This is a genomic window from Phenylobacterium sp., from assembly GCF_037189685.1.
Classification (GTDB): Bacteria; Pseudomonadota; Alphaproteobacteria; order Caulobacterales; family Caulobacteraceae; genus Phenylobacterium.
The window spans coordinates 1-13026 of record NZ_JBBCIT010000039.1; the positions used below are offsets into that span (position 1 = coordinate 1).

24 protein-coding genes are annotated in these 13026 nt (G+C 67.5%); all 24 read left to right on the forward strand.

The features are described 5' to 3' along the window. Window positions 1-256: 256 nt before the first annotated feature. The 24 genes from WG212_RS20230 (at window position 257) to WG212_RS20345 (ending at window position 12963) form a co-directional block, all read left to right on the forward strand. Window positions 257-1105 (forward strand): DUF2807 domain-containing protein, encoded by an 849-nt coding sequence (locus WG212_RS20230; protein ID WP_337188929.1) that lies wholly within the window; start codon window positions 257-259, stop codon window positions 1103-1105. 301 nt (window positions 1106-1406) lie between these two features. Beyond that, on the forward strand, window positions 1407-1712 hold the full coding sequence (gene rpsJ, locus WG212_RS20235) for a 30S ribosomal protein S10 (RefSeq protein ID WP_068876686.1): 306 nt from the start codon (window positions 1407-1409) through the stop codon (window positions 1710-1712). Window positions 1713-1725: 13 nt separating this feature from the next. Continuing rightward, window positions 1726-2487 carry a 50S ribosomal protein L3 gene (gene rplC, locus WG212_RS20240; protein WP_337188930.1) on the forward strand — a complete coding sequence of 254 codons (762 nt, stop codon included), beginning with the start codon at window positions 1726-1728 and terminating at the stop codon, window positions 2485-2487. Continuing rightward, window positions 2487-3125 (forward strand): 50S ribosomal protein L4, encoded by a 639-nt coding sequence (gene rplD / locus WG212_RS20245; RefSeq protein WP_337188931.1) that lies wholly within the window; start codon window positions 2487-2489, stop codon window positions 3123-3125. Before rplC ends, rplD begins: the two co-directional genes overlap by 1 nt. Further along, entirely contained in the window at window positions 3125-3427 is a 303-nt protein-coding gene (locus tag WG212_RS20250; RefSeq protein ID WP_293384220.1) for a 50S ribosomal protein L23, read from the forward strand. Before rplD ends, WG212_RS20250 begins: the two co-directional genes overlap by 1 nt. A 4-nt stretch (window positions 3428-3431) precedes the next feature. Then, window positions 3432-4268, forward strand: coding sequence for a 50S ribosomal protein L2 (gene rplB / locus WG212_RS20255; RefSeq protein WP_337188932.1), 837 nt, complete (start codon window positions 3432-3434; stop codon window positions 4266-4268). Window positions 4269-4271: 3 nt separating this feature from the next. Further along, window positions 4272-4550 carry a 30S ribosomal protein S19 gene (gene rpsS, locus WG212_RS20260; protein ID WP_337188933.1) on the forward strand — a complete coding sequence of 93 codons (279 nt, stop codon included), beginning with the start codon at window positions 4272-4274 and terminating at the stop codon, window positions 4548-4550. 1 nt (window position 4551) lies between these two features. Further along, window positions 4552-4932, forward strand: a complete 381-nt coding sequence (rplV, locus tag WG212_RS20265; RefSeq protein ID WP_293384212.1) for a 50S ribosomal protein L22 — start codon at window positions 4552-4554, stop codon at window positions 4930-4932. Beyond that, window positions 4932-5687, forward strand: a complete 756-nt coding sequence (gene rpsC / locus WG212_RS20270; protein ID WP_293384209.1) for a 30S ribosomal protein S3 — start codon at window positions 4932-4934, stop codon at window positions 5685-5687. Before rplV ends, rpsC begins: the two co-directional genes overlap by 1 nt. A gap of 12 nt (window positions 5688-5699) precedes the next feature. Beyond that, window positions 5700-6128 (forward strand): 50S ribosomal protein L16, encoded by a 429-nt coding sequence (gene rplP / locus WG212_RS20275; protein WP_337188934.1) that lies wholly within the window; start codon window positions 5700-5702, stop codon window positions 6126-6128. Next, window positions 6128-6322, forward strand: coding sequence for a 50S ribosomal protein L29 (gene rpmC, locus WG212_RS20280; protein ID WP_293384202.1), 195 nt, complete (start codon window positions 6128-6130; stop codon window positions 6320-6322). The genes rplP and rpmC overlap by 1 nt, the downstream gene beginning before the upstream one ends. A gap of 13 nt (window positions 6323-6335) precedes the next feature. Next, window positions 6336-6584, forward strand: coding sequence for a 30S ribosomal protein S17 (gene rpsQ / locus WG212_RS20285; protein ID WP_293364418.1), 249 nt, complete (start codon window positions 6336-6338; stop codon window positions 6582-6584). An 18-nt stretch (window positions 6585-6602) separates the two neighbouring features. Continuing rightward, window positions 6603-6971, forward strand: a complete 369-nt coding sequence (rplN, locus tag WG212_RS20290) for a 50S ribosomal protein L14 (protein ID WP_293384196.1) — start codon at window positions 6603-6605, stop codon at window positions 6969-6971. Continuing rightward, window positions 6971-7285, forward strand: coding sequence for a 50S ribosomal protein L24 (rplX, locus tag WG212_RS20295; protein ID WP_337188935.1), 315 nt, complete (start codon window positions 6971-6973; stop codon window positions 7283-7285). The genes rplN and rplX overlap by 1 nt, the downstream gene beginning before the upstream one ends. Further along, window positions 7278-7844 (forward strand): 50S ribosomal protein L5, encoded by a 567-nt coding sequence (rplE, locus tag WG212_RS20300; protein WP_293384190.1) that lies wholly within the window; start codon window positions 7278-7280, stop codon window positions 7842-7844. The genes rplX and rplE overlap by 8 nt, the downstream gene beginning before the upstream one ends. 21 nt (window positions 7845-7865) lie before the next feature. Continuing rightward, window positions 7866-8171, forward strand: coding sequence for a 30S ribosomal protein S14 (gene rpsN / locus WG212_RS20305; protein WP_337188936.1), 306 nt, complete (start codon window positions 7866-7868; stop codon window positions 8169-8171). Between the two features lie 12 nt (window positions 8172-8183). Further along, window positions 8184-8579: a 30S ribosomal protein S8 gene (rpsH, locus tag WG212_RS20310; protein ID WP_293384184.1), complete on the forward strand. Its 396-nt coding sequence runs from the start codon at window positions 8184-8186 to the stop codon at window positions 8577-8579. A gap of 2 nt (window positions 8580-8581) precedes the next feature. After that, window positions 8582-9115: a 50S ribosomal protein L6 gene (gene rplF, locus WG212_RS20315; RefSeq protein ID WP_293384181.1), complete on the forward strand. Its 534-nt coding sequence runs from the start codon at window positions 8582-8584 to the stop codon at window positions 9113-9115. A gap of 3 nt (window positions 9116-9118) precedes the next feature. Further along, window positions 9119-9475, forward strand: a complete 357-nt coding sequence (gene rplR, locus WG212_RS20320; protein ID WP_337188937.1) for a 50S ribosomal protein L18 — start codon at window positions 9119-9121, stop codon at window positions 9473-9475. Window positions 9476-9484: 9 nt separating this feature from the next. Beyond that, window positions 9485-10090, forward strand: coding sequence for a 30S ribosomal protein S5 (rpsE, locus tag WG212_RS20325; protein WP_337188938.1), 606 nt, complete (start codon window positions 9485-9487; stop codon window positions 10088-10090). A gap of 4 nt (window positions 10091-10094) precedes the next feature. Then, on the forward strand, window positions 10095-10271 hold the full coding sequence (gene rpmD / locus WG212_RS20330; RefSeq protein WP_337188939.1) for a 50S ribosomal protein L30: 177 nt from the start codon (window positions 10095-10097) through the stop codon (window positions 10269-10271). 139 nt (window positions 10272-10410) lie between these two features. Then, a complete protein-coding gene (gene rplO, locus WG212_RS20335; protein ID WP_337188940.1) occupies window positions 10411-10896 on the forward strand; it encodes a 50S ribosomal protein L15 in 486 nt (161 codons plus the stop codon). A gap of 83 nt (window positions 10897-10979) precedes the next feature. Then, complete coding sequence (gene secY, locus WG212_RS20340; RefSeq protein WP_337188941.1) at window positions 10980-12329, forward strand: preprotein translocase subunit SecY; 1350 nt, start codon at window positions 10980-10982, stop codon at window positions 12327-12329. A gap of 64 nt (window positions 12330-12393) precedes the next feature. After that, the gene (locus WG212_RS20345; protein WP_337188942.1) at window positions 12394-12963 is read left to right on the forward strand and encodes an adenylate kinase; all 570 of its coding nucleotides are present in this window, start codon (window positions 12394-12396) and stop codon (window positions 12961-12963) included. Window positions 12964-13026: the final 63 nt, after the last annotated feature.

Consider the following 13026-nt stretch of genomic DNA (forward strand, 5'->3'; position numbering starts at 1 on the left):
GAAGGCGGCCGGACGGTGGGTTCGGGCGTGGTGACGAAGATCATCAAGTAGGCCCTGCGCCAGCCTGACATCCAACGTCGGACATCCAACGTCCGACATCCCAAGCGAAGGGCCGCCGGAAACACCCGGCGGCCCTTTTGCTTACCCCGCCTCGCTCCGCATAGGGTCGCTCGTGACAAAGGGGTCATGACGGCGATTTAAGCTGTCCGGAGCCGGGCAGGGGCCTAGGTTCCCCTCGAAACATCCGGGGAACGCCATGACCATCCGCCTCGCCGCCCTGCTGAGCGCATCCGCCGCCGTCCTCGCCGCCGTTTCGGCCCCCGCTTTGGCCGAGGCTGCGTCGGTGGAGATCAAGGACGCCGTCGCGCGGGTCACGGTCATCCCCGAGGATCGCCGCGACGTGCGCGTCGAGATCGCCAGGCCCAGCTCCAGCCTGCCGCTCAGCGTCCGGACCCTGGGCGGCCAGACCGTCGTCGACGGCGACCTCGGCCGCCGGATCCGCGGATGCCGCGGGTCGGGCCAATCCTCGCAGGTGAACGTCCAGGGTGTCGGCGCCGTGCGCTGGTCCCAGATTCCCGAGGTCGTCATCCGCACCCCGCGCCACGTGGACGTGACCGCCAGCGGCGCCGTCTACGGCGCCGTCGGCCGCTCGGCGGGATTGAAGCTGGCCAATGCCGGCTGTGGCGACTGGACGGTGGCCAATGTCGAAGGCGACGCCGCGATCAGCCAGGCCGGCTCGGGCGGCGCCCGGATGGGATCCAGCGGGACGCTGAAGGTGCGCGTCGCCGGCTCAGGCGACCTGGCGGCGGCCGACGTGCGCGGGGGGCTCGACGTGACCATCGCCGGCTCGGGCTCGGCCGCCGTGCGCTCGGTCTCGGGTCCTCTTGACGTCAACATCGCCGGCTCGGGCGACGTCGACATCGGCGGCGGCCGCGTCACCGCCATGAAGGTGTCGATCGCCGGGTCGGGCGATGTGGCCTTCGACGGCAGCGCCGAGACGCTGCGCGCCCGCATAGCCGGCTCGGGCGACGTATTCGCCGCCGAAGTGAAGGGCGAGGTGACGAAGACCGTCCTGGGCTCCGGCTCGGTCCGCGTGGGACGGTGAGGTCCGCCCAGGAACCCCCCGTGACCCTTGACGCCATCGAGTCGCACGGGTATTAGCGCGCCTCCTGTTGGACCGGCTGTGTGCTTCGGAGCGATCCCAAGCGCAGACGCGGCCCGCGGAACGACCCGGGAATGCTTCTACCAAAGCGCCTCGGGATGAGGCCCTCGCGGGTTTTCGCGCGGGCCTGAATCGTTTGTGCGGACTTTCGCGTACGGGCTCACCTCAAGTGGGTTCGGGCTGGTCTTTGAAATGGTCGAGATCACGCGGGCGCCCGCCGTCTGTAGGGAAACGTAAGAGCGATATGGCTCAAAACATTCGCATCAGGCTCAAAGCCTTCGATCACCGCGTGCTGGACCATTCCACCCGCGAGATCGTGAATACGGCCAAGAGGACCGGAGCCGCCGTGCGCGGGCCCATCCCGCTGCCGACGCGCATCGAGAAGTTCACCGTCAACCGTTCGCCGCACATCGACAAGAAGTCGCGCGAGCAGTTCGAAATCCGCACGCACAAGCGCGTGCTCGACATCGTCGACCCCACCCCGCAGACCGTGGACGCGCTCATGAAGCTCGACCTGTCCGCCGGCGTGGACGTCGAGATCAAGCTCTAAGGGGATCGGTCCGATGCGAACCGGCGTGATCGCCAAGAAGCTGGGCATGGCGCGTTTCTTCGACGACGCGGGCGCCCACGTACCCGTGACGGTCCTGAGCCTTGAAGGCTGCCAGGTCGTCGCTCACCGTACGACCGAGAAGGACGGCTACGTGGCCCTCCAGCTCGGCGCGGGTAGGAAGAAGGCCAAGAACACCACCAAGGCCCTGCGCGGTCACTTCGCCAAGGGCGAGGTCGAGCCCAAGGCCAGGGTCGTCGAGTTCCGGGTGTCCGAGGACAACCTCATCGACGTGGGCGCGGAGATCACCGCCGACCACTTCGTCCCGGGCCAGAAGATCGACGTGACCGGCTCCACGGTGGGCAAGGGCTTCGCCGGCGCCATGAAGCGCTGGAACTTCGGCGGCCTGCGCGCGACGCACGGCGTGTCGGTGTCGCACCGTTCCCACGGTTCGACCGGCAACCGCCAGGACCCGGGCCGGACTTTCCCGGGCAAGAAGATGGCCGGCCACCTCGGCCAGGAAACCGTCACCACCCTGAACCTGACCGTCTGGCGCGTGGACGCCGAGCGCGGCCTGATCCTGGTCAAGGGCGCCGTCCCGGGCTCGGAAGGTTCGTTCGTCAAGATCCGCGATGCGGTGAAGTCGGCCCTGCCGGCCGATGCGCCGAAGCCGGGTGCGTTCAGGACCGCCGGTCAGCCCGCCGCCGCCGAAGAGCCGGCGGTGACGGAAGCGCCGGCCGAAGAGGCCGCGGCCGCCGAAGCTGGGGACCAAGCGTAATGAAACTCGACGTCATCAAGCTCGACGGCGGGAAGGGCGGCTCGATCGAGCTGGCCGACGACATCTTCGGCATCGAAGAGATCCGCGGCGACATCCTCCAGCGCGTCGTGACCTGGCAACTGGCCAAGCGCCGCGCCGGGACCCACAAGATCCAGGTCCGCAACGAGGTCTCCCGCACCTCGAAGAAGATGTACAAGCAGAAGGGCACCGGCGGCGCCCGCCACGGCTCGCGCCGGGCGGCCCAGTTCGTCGGCGGCGCCAAGGCGCACGGCCCCGTGGTCCGCAGTCATGCGTTCGACCTTCCCAAGAAGGTCCGCGCCCTGGCGCTGAAGCACGCCCTGTCGTCGAAGGCCAAGGACGGCGCGCTCGTGGTCCTGGACTCGGTGTCGCTGAAGGAAGCCAAGACGGCGGCCCTGCGCGACCAGCTCGGCAAGCTGGGCGTCACCAACGCCCTGGTCATCGCCGGCGCCGAGGTGGACGGCAACTTCAAGCTCGCCGCCCGCAACATCCCGAACGTGGATGTGCTGCCGAACGCCGGCCTGAACGTCTACGACGTGCTGCGCCGCAAGACCCTGGTCCTGACCAAGGACGCGGTCGATGCGATCCAGGCGCGCTTCCAGCCTGAGGAGGCCGCGTGATGGCCGTCGAGCCCACCGTTCGTCATTACGACACCATCCTGTCGCCGGTGATCACCGAGAAGGCCACCCTGCTCAGCGAGCAGAACAAGGTGGTGTTCCGGGTCGCCGAAGACGCCACGAAGGACGAGATCGCCGCCGCGGTCGAGGCGCTGTTCAAGGTCAACGTCACGAAGGTCAACACGATCAACGTGAAGGGCAAGACCAAGCGGTTCCGCGGCATCATGGGCCGGCGCTCGGACGTCAAGAAAGCGATCGTGACCCTGGCCGACGGCCAGTCGATCGACATCACCACGGGGCTTTGATCCGATGGCTCTGAAGCAGTTCAACCCGACGTCGCCGGGCCGTCGCCAGCTGGTGCTGGTGGACAAGTCCGAGCTCCACAAGGGTCGCCCCGAGAAGTCGCTCGTCGAAGGCCTGACCAAGTCGGGCGGTCGTGGCGGCAACGGCCGCGTCGCCGTCCGCTTCCGTGGCGGCGGGGCCAAGCGCCTGTACCGCATCGTGGACTTCAAGCGCCGCAAGTTCGACGTGCCCGGCACGGTCGAGCGCCTGGAGTACGATCCGAACCGTTCGGCCTTCATCGCCCTGGTGAAGTACGCCGACGGCGAGCTGGCCTACATCCTGGCCCCGCAGCGCCTCAAGGCCGGCGACACCGTGATCGCCGCCGAGAAGGCCGACGTGAAGCCGGGCAACGCCATGCCGCTGCGCGGCATGCCGATCGGCACCATCATCCACAATGTGGAGATGAAGCCCCTGAAGGGTGGCCAGATCGCCCGTTCGGCCGGCGCCTACGCCCAGCTCGTCGGCCGTGACTCGGGCTACGCCCAGATCCGCCTGAACTCGGGCGAACTGCGCATGGTGCCGGACGGCTGCATCGCCACCGTCGGCGCGGTGTCGAACCCGGACCACATGAACGAGAACCTCGGCAAGGCCGGGCGTTCGCGTCACAAGGGCCGCCGGCCGCACGTCCGCGGCGTCGCCATGAACCCGATCGACCACCCGCACGGCGGCGGTGAAGGCCGCACCTCGGGCGGCCGTCACCCGGTCACCCCGTGGGGCCAGCCCACCAAGGGCCGCAAGACCCGCAAGAACAAGGCGACGGACAAGTTCATCATCCGCTCGCGTCATGCTCGGAAGGCTCGCTAAGCCATGACCCGCTCCGTCTGGAAAGGCCCGTTCGTCGACGGGTACCTGCTCAAGAAGGCCGAAGTCGCCGCCGGCTCCGGCCGCAAGGACGTGATCAAGACCTGGTCGCGCCGCTCCACGATCATGCCGCAGTTCGTCGGCCTGACCTTCGGCGTGCATAACGGCCAGAAGCACGTCCCCGTGCTGATCTCGGAAGACATGGTCGGGATGAAGCTGGGTGAGTTCGCGCCCACCCGCTACTTCCCCGGTCACGCGGCCGACAAGAAGGCCAAGAGGAAGTAAGATGAGCAAGCAAGCCAAGGCTCGCCGTTACACGGACGCCGAAGCGGTGGCGAAGGTGCGCACGCTGCGCATCAGCCCCCGCAAGCTCAACCTCGTGGCCCAGTCGATCCGCGGCCTGAAGGTCCAGCGGGCGCTGAACGAGCTGGAGTTCAGCTCCAGGCGCATCGCCATCGACGTGCGCAAGGCGCTCTACTCGGCGATCTCGAACGCCGAGAACAACCACAACCTCGACATCGACTCGCTGGTCGTGGCCGAGGCCTATGTGGGCAAGAACCTGGTCATGAAGCGTTTCCACGCCCGCGCCCGCGGCCGTGCGTCGCGGATCGAAAAGCCGTTCAGCGAGATCACGATCGTGGTCCGCGAAGTGGGTGAGGCCGCCTGATGGGTCAGAAAATCAATCCGGTCGGGCTGCGCCTCGGCATCAACCGCACCTGGGACAGCCGCTGGTTCGCCGACGGCCCCGAGTACGGCCGGCTGCTGCACGAAGACATCAAGGTCCGTCGCGCGCTGAAGAAGCGCCTGTACCAGGCCGGCGTGTCCCGCATCATCATCGAGCGTCCGCACAAGAAGTGCCGCATCACCATCTATGCCGCGCGCCCGGGCGTGATCATCGGCAAGAAGGGCGCGGACATCGAAAAGCTGCGCAAGGACGTCGCCGCCATGACGGACGGCGAGGTTCACCTGAACATCGTCGAGATCCGCAAGCCGGAGACCGACGCCCAGCTGGTGGCCGAGAACATCGCCCAGCAGCTCGAGCGCCGCGTGGCCTTCCGCCGCGCCATGAAGCGTTCGATGCAGTCGGCGATGCGCCTGGGCGCCAAGGGCGTCCGGATCAACGTGTCGGGCCGCCTGGGCGGCGCGGAAATCGCCCGGATGGAGTGGTATCGCGAAGGCCGCGTGCCGCTGCACACCCTGCGCGCCGACGTGGACTACGGCTTCACCGAGGCCAAGACGACCTACGGCATCATCGGCGTGAAGGTCTGGGTCTTCAAGGGCGAGGTCCTCGACCACGACCCGATGGCTCTCGACAAGCGCCTGGCCAGCGAGAGCGGGCCGGCCGGCGAGGGTGGCGGTCGCGACCGTGACCGTCCGGACCGTGGCCCCCGTCGCGATCGCCGCGAACCGGCGAACGCCTAAGGATCCGAAGAGATGCTGTCTCCGAAGAGAACCAAGTACCGCAAGCAGTTCAAGGGCCGCATCCACGGCCTGGCGAAGGGCGGCTTCACCCTCAACTTCGGCTCCTACGGCCTGAAGTCGGTCGAACCCGAGCGCATCACGGCGCGTCAGATCGAGGCGGCCCGCCGCGCGATCACCCGCCAGATGAAGCGTCAGGGCCGCGTCTGGATCCGCATCTACCCCGACGTGCCGGTCACCGGTAAGCCGGCGGAAGTGCGGATGGGCAAGGGCAAGGGCTCGGTCGAGTTCTGGGCCGCCCGGGTCCATCCCGGCCGGATCATGTTCGAGATCGACGGCGTGCCGGACGACATCGCCCGCGAGGCGCTGCGCCTCGGCGCGGCGAAGCTGCCGGTGAAGACGCGCATCGTCACTCGTATCGACGCTGGCGTGGAGCACGCGTGATGAAGATCGAAGACGTCCGGGGCCTCACCCCCGACCAGCTCGCCGAGCAGCTCGTGAGCCTGAAGAAGGAGCAGTTCAACCTGCGCTTCCAGAAGGCGACCGGCCAGCTCGAGAAGACCCACCGCGTGGACGAGGTGCGCAAGGACATCGCGCGCATCAAGACCGTCCTGCGCGGCAAGCAGGCTCAGGCCTGAGGAGATAGGACGAATGCCGAAGCGAATTCTCGAAGGCGTTGTCGTCTCCGACAAGGGCGACAAGACGGTGGTGGTGAAGGTCGAGCGGACCTTCCTGCATCCGGTGCTCAAGAAGACCGTCCGCCGGTCGAAGAAGTACCACGCCCATGACGAGGCGAACGCCTGCAAGGCCGGCGAGATCGTGCGCATCATCGAGTGCGCGCCCAAGTCGAAGACCAAAACCTGGGAAGTGCTGCCTGCCGGCGGCGCGGCCCAGGCCTGACCGTAAGGATCTAAGACCATGATCCAGATGCAGACTAACCTGGACGTCGCCGACAACTCCGGCGCCCGCCGGGTCATGTGCATCAAGGTGCTGGGTGGCGCGAAGCGGCGCTACGCCGGCGTCGGCGACCGCATCGTCGTCTCCGTGAAGGAGGCGATCCCGCGCGGCCGCGTGAAGAAGGGCGACGTCCTTCAGGCGATCGTCGTGCGCACGAGCCAGGGCATCAAGCGCAAGGACGGTTCGGTCATCCGGTTCGACAAGAACGCGGCCGTGATCGTCAACAAGCAAGGCGAGCCGATCGGCACGCGGATCTTCGGACCGGTTCCGCGCGAGCTGCGCGCCAAGAACCACATGAAGGTCATTTCTCTCGCGCCCGAGGTGCTGTGATGGCTGCGAAGATCAGGAAGGGGGACCGCGTCGTGGTCCTCGCCGGCAAGGACAAGGGCCGCCAGGGCGCGGTCCTGAAGGTGCTGCCGAAGGAAGAGCGTGTGGTCGTGGAAGGCCTGAACATGGTTCAGCGCCATACGCGCCCCACCCAGTTCGATCCCCAGGGCGGGATCAAGCACAAGGAAGCGTCGCTCCACCTGTCGAACGTGGCCATCGTCGACTCGAACGGCAAGCCGACCCGCGTCGGTTTCAAGGTCGAGGGCGACAAGAAGGTCCGTATCGCCAAGACGACCGGCGAGGTGATCAATGGCTGATCAGGCTTACGAACCGCGGCTCAAGAGCGAGTACCGCAACCGCATCCGCGGGCAGCTGAAGGAAAAGTTCGGCTACACCAACGAGATGCAGATCCCGAAGCTGGACAAGATCGTGATCAACATGGGCGTGGGCGAAGCTGTCGCCGACTCCAAGAAGATCCAGTCCGCGATGGCCGATCTGGCGCGGATCGCCGGCCAGAAGCCGGTGGCCACCAAGGCCCGGACGTCGATCGCCGGCTTCAAGCTGCGCGAAGGCATGACGGTGGGCTGCAAGGTCACCCTGCGCAAGGATCAGATGTACGAGTTCCTCGACCGTCTGATCACGATCGCCCTGCCGCGCGTGAAGGACTTCCGTGGCCTGAAGCCGACGTCGTTCGACGGCCGCGGCAACTACGCCATGGGCCTCAAGGAGCACATCGTGTTCCCCGAGATCAACTATGACCAGATCGACCAGATCTGGGGCATGGACATCATCGTCACGACCACTGCGAAGACCGACGACGAAGCGCGCGAGCTTCTTCGGGAATTCCAGTTCCCGTTCGTGCAGGCGCAAGCGTAAGCGGCGGGAAGGAACAGGCACATGGCCAAGAAAAGCGCTGTCAACCGCAACGAACGCGTGAAGAAGCTCGTGAAGCAGTACGCTGCCAGGCGCGAGGCTCTGAAGGCGGTCGCCAATGACGAGAGCCTGCCGCTGGAGGAGCGCTTCGATGCGCGCCTCAGGCTGGCTGAACTGCCCCGCAACTCGTCCCAGACCCGCATCCGCAACCGGTGCGAGGTCACGGGCCGTCCGCGCGGCTACTACCGCAAGCTGAAGATGAGCCGGGTCTCCCTGCGCGAACTGGGTTCGCACGGGCTGATCCCCGGCCTCGTCAAGTCGAGCTGGTAAGGGGAGGGTCGAATGGTCAATGACCCCATCGGCGATCTGATCGCCCGCATCAAGAACGCCGCCCTGCGCGGCCGCAACAAGCTCTCGACGCCGGCTTCGAAGATGCGCGCCCGCGTCCTCGACGTGCTGCTCGACGAAGGCTACATCCGGGGCTACCACCTGGTGGAGAAGCCCGGCGCCTTCCCCGAGTTCGAGATCGAGCTGAAGTATTTCGACGGCGCCCCGGTGATCGTCGAGATCAGCCGCGTCTCGAAGCCCGGCCGTCGCGTCTATTCGTCGATCAAGGACCTGAAGCCGGTGAAGAACGGCCTGGGGATCTCGATCCTGTCGACGCCCAAGGGCGTCATGTCGGACGCTGCGGCCCGTGAGGCCAACGTGGGCGGCGAAGTCCTCTGCCGGGTCTACTAAAGATGTCTCGTATCGGAAAGAAGGCGGTCGCCGTCCCGAGCGGCGTCACGGTCACCATCGACGGCCAGACGGTCACGGTGAAAGGCCCCAAGGGGCAACTCGCCTGGACGGTCGCCGAAGAGATCGAGGTGAAGCAGGACGGCGGCGAACTCGTGCTCTCCAAGCGCGAGGACACCACCCGCGCCCAGGCGATGTGGGGGCTGTCGCGCACCCTGGTCAACAACATGGTCGTGGGCGTGACCCAGGGCTACGAGGAGACCCTCGAGCTGGTCGGCGTGGGTTATCGCGCCGCCATGAAGGGCCAGGCGCTCTCGATGCAGCTCGGCTTCAGCCACGACGTCGACATCCCGCCCCCGGCGGGCATCACCTTCGCGACGCCCAAGCAGACCGAGATCAAGATCTCGGGCATCGACAAGCAAGTGGTCGGCGAAACCGCCGCCCGGATCCGCCGCATCCGTCCGCCGGAGCCCTACAAGGGCAAGGGCGTGCGCTATGCGGGCGAGAAGGTCCGGCGCAAGGAAGGCAAGAAGAAGTAAGCCATGGCTCTTACTCCCCGCGAATCCACCCAGCGCCGCGCGCAACGTGTCCGCACCCGTCTCCGGACGGTGGCGAACGGTCGCCCGCGCCTGTCGGTCTTCCGCTCGGCGAAGAACATCTACGCCCAGGTCATCGATGATGAGCGCGGCGTGACCGTGGCCGCCGCCTCGTCGCTGGAAGGCGACAAGAAGGGCAAGGGCTCGGACAAGGACGCCGCCGCCAAGGTGGGCGCCCTCGTGGCCCAGCGCGCGATCGAGAAGGGCGTCACGAACGTCGTCTTCGACCGCGGCGGCTACCTCTACCACGGCCGGGTCAAGGCCCTGGCGGACGCCGCGCGCGAAGCCGGCCTGAACTTCTAAGGATCGATCATGGCTCGCAGAGACGAACAGCGTGGCGATCGCCGCAACCGGGCTCCCGAAGAAGAGCGCGACAGCGAAATCGTCGAGAAGCTGGTCCACATCAACCGCGTCGCCGCCACCGTGAAGGGTGGCCGCCGGTTCTCGTTCGCCGCCCTGATGGTGGTGGGCGACCAGAAGGGCCGCGTGGGCTTCGGTCACGGCAAGGCGCGCGAAGTGCCGGAAGCCATCCGCAAGGCGACCGAAGAAGCCAAGAAGTCGATGGTCCGCGTGCCGCTGCGCGAGAGCCGCACCCTGCACCACGACGGCAATGGCCGCTGGGGCGCGGGCAAGGTGATGGTCCGCGCGGCGCCTCCCGGCACCGGCGTCATCGCCGGCGGCCCGATGCGCGCGGTGCTGGAAACCCTGGGCGTCCAGGACGTGGTCGGCAAGTCGGTCGGCTCGTCCAACCCCTACAACATGGTGCGCGCGACGTTCGAAGCGCTGAAGGCCCAGTCCTCGCCCCGCCAGGTCGCGGCCAAGCGCGGCAAGAAGGTCTCGGACGTGATCGGCCGCCGCGCCGACGGCGCCTCGGCCCAGGTCTCGCAAGAGGCCGCGGCCGCCGACGCGGAAGGTTAAGCTCATGGCCAAAGTCAAAGTTCGCCAGACCGGCAGCCCGATCCGCCGGACCAGTGACCAGCGCGCCACCCTGGTGGGCCTGGGCCTGAACCGCGTGGGCCGCGTCTCCGAGCTCGAGGACACCCCCTCGGTGCGCGGGATGATCGCCAAGGTCGCCCACCTCGTCGAGGTGGTGGAATAGCCAGCCGGTTCGTGCCATAGGCACGCACCGGAACGGGCGGGGCGAGAGCCTCGCCCATCGGCGTTTCTGACGCCGGACACATCTTCAACGCCGAGTCGGAGCCCGCCTCCGGCGCCGTATCTCCGAGGAGAGGCACCAGATGACCAAGCTGAACGAACTCAGCCCCCGTGAAGGTTCGACCAAGGACCGCATGCGCGTCGGCCGCGGCCCGGGCTCGGGCAAGGGCAAGACCGCCGGCCGCGGCGTGAAGGGCCAGAAGGCCCGGAGCGGCGTGTCGATCCACGGTTTCGAAGGCGGCCAGATGCCGCTGCACATGCGCATGCCCAAGCGCGGCTTCAACTCGCGCAACCGCAAGGACTTCGCCGAGGTGAACCTGTGGCGGATCGAGCAGGCGATCGCCGCCGGCAAGCTCGACGCCAAGGCCGCCATCGACGCCGACGCCCTGCTGAAGGCCGGCGTCATCCGTCGCGTGAAGGACGGCGTGAAGCTGCTGGGCGAGGGCGAGCTGAAGTCGAAGCTGAACCTCACCGTCTATTCCGCCACCACCTCGGCCCGCGCGGCCGTGGAGAAGGCCGGCGGCTCGCTCACGACCACCAAGGTCGAAGCCAAGGCCGACGAAGCCTAGGTCGCTGTGACACTCCGGCCCTCGCTAAGCGGGCCGGGGCGCCCTATCTCCCAGCGGCATTACCGAGTCAGGGGATCTGCTGAATGGCTTCGGCCGCCGAACAGCTCGCCGCCAATCTGAACTTCGACGCCTTCCGCAAGGCGACGGAGCTTCACAAGCGCATCTGGTTCACGCTCTGGGCGCTGATCGTCTATCGCCTGGGCACCTACATCCCGATCCCCGGCATCGACCCGGTCGCCTTCCAGCAGGCGTTCCAGGGCCAGGCCCAGGGTATCCTGGGCATGTTCAACATGTTCTCGGGCGGCGCCGTCGAGCGGATGGCCATCTTCGCCCTGAACGTGATGCCCTACATCTCGGCGTCGATCATCGTGCAGCTCCTGGGGGCGGTCTATCCGCCGTGGGAGAAGCTCCGGAAGGAAGGCGGCGAGGCGGGGCGCAAGACGCTCAACCAGTACACCCGCTACCTCACCGTGGTGCTGGCCGTGTTCCAGTCGTTCGGGATCGCCGTCGGCCTGTCCCAGAGCCCGGGACTGGTCGAGAATCCCGGCCTGTTCTTCATCGTCTCCACCGTCGTGACGCTGACGGGCGGCACCATGTTCCTGATGTGGCTGGGCGAGCAGATCACCAGCCGCGGGGTCGGCAACGGCATCTCGCTGCTGATCTTCGCCGGGATCGTGGCCGTGCTGCCGCAGTATCTGTTCCAGGCGTTCGAACTGACGCGCACCGGCTCGATGAGCGCTGGCGCCCTGATCTTCATGATCCTGCTGGTCGTGGCGATCACGGTCGGGATCGTCTTCATGGAGCGCTCGCAGCGCCGTCTGCTCGTGCAGTATCCCAAGCGGCAGGTGGGCAACCGCATGTTCGGCGGCGACACCTCGTTCCTGCCGCTGAAGATCAACGCCTCGGGGGTGATCCCGCCGATCTTCGCCTCGTCGCTGCTTCTGCTGCCGGCGACCGTGATGGGCTTCGCCGCGACCGCCAACCTGCCGCCGTGGCTCGACTGGCTGCCGCTCGCGGTGGGCCAGCTCCAGCACGGCCAGCCGCTGTTCATGCTGCTCTACGGCGCCCTGATCGTCTTCTTCTGTTTCTTCTACACCTCGATCGTCATGAACCCCGAGGACACGGCGGAGAACCTGCGCAAGTACGGCGGCTTCCTCCCCGGCATCCGGCCGGGCAAGCGGACGGCCGAGTACATCGACTTCGTGATGACGCGGCTGACGGTGATCGGCGCGGCCTACATCACCCTTGTCTGCCTCGTGCCCGAGGCTCTGATGAGCTTCTCCGGGACCCAGTTCTACATGGGCGGCACGTCGCTGCTGATCGTGGTGAGCGTGACGATGGACACGGTGGCCCAGATCCAGTCGCACCTGCTGGCGCACCAGTACGAAGGCCTGATCAAGAAGTCGAAGCTGCGGGGCGGCGGTCGGCGCTAGGCCGGCCCGCCTTGGGTGACGTTGCGGGACGGCGCCATCAAGAGCGCCGTTGAGGGGACCTACGATGAACCTGATCCTGTTCGGACCGCCGGCGGCGGGGAAGGGCACACAGGCCAAGCGCCTGGTCGAGACCCGCCAGATGGTCCAGCTGTCCACCGGCGACATGCTGCGCGCCGCCATCGCCTCGGGTTCGGATCTGGGCAAGCGCGTCGAAGGCATCATGCAGCGCGGCGACCTGGTGTCGGACGAGATCGTCATCGAGCTGATCGAAAGCCGTCTGCCCGAGGCCGAGGCGGCGGGCGGGGCCATCTTCGACGGCTTCCCGCGGACCCTGGCCCAGGCCGAGGCGCTGGACGTCATGCTGAAGGGCCGCGGCCGCCAGATCGACCTGGTGATCCGCCTCAAGGTGGACGACGAGGCGCTGAAGCAGCGCATCGCCGGCCGCTTCGCCGAGTCGGGCCGCCCCGACGACAACCCCGAGAGCTTCGGCGTGCGCCTGGGCGCCTACAACGCCCAGACCGCGCCGCTGCTGCCGTACTACCGAGGCCAGGGCAAGCTGGTGGAGGTCGACGGCATGGGCGCCATCGACGCCGTCGCCGCCGGCATCGACGCGGCGATGGACGCCGCGCGCTAACGCCGCCCGCCACCTCCGGCCTCCACCTCCGGCTTGGCCTGCGGCGTGCAGGGCAGGGGGAGG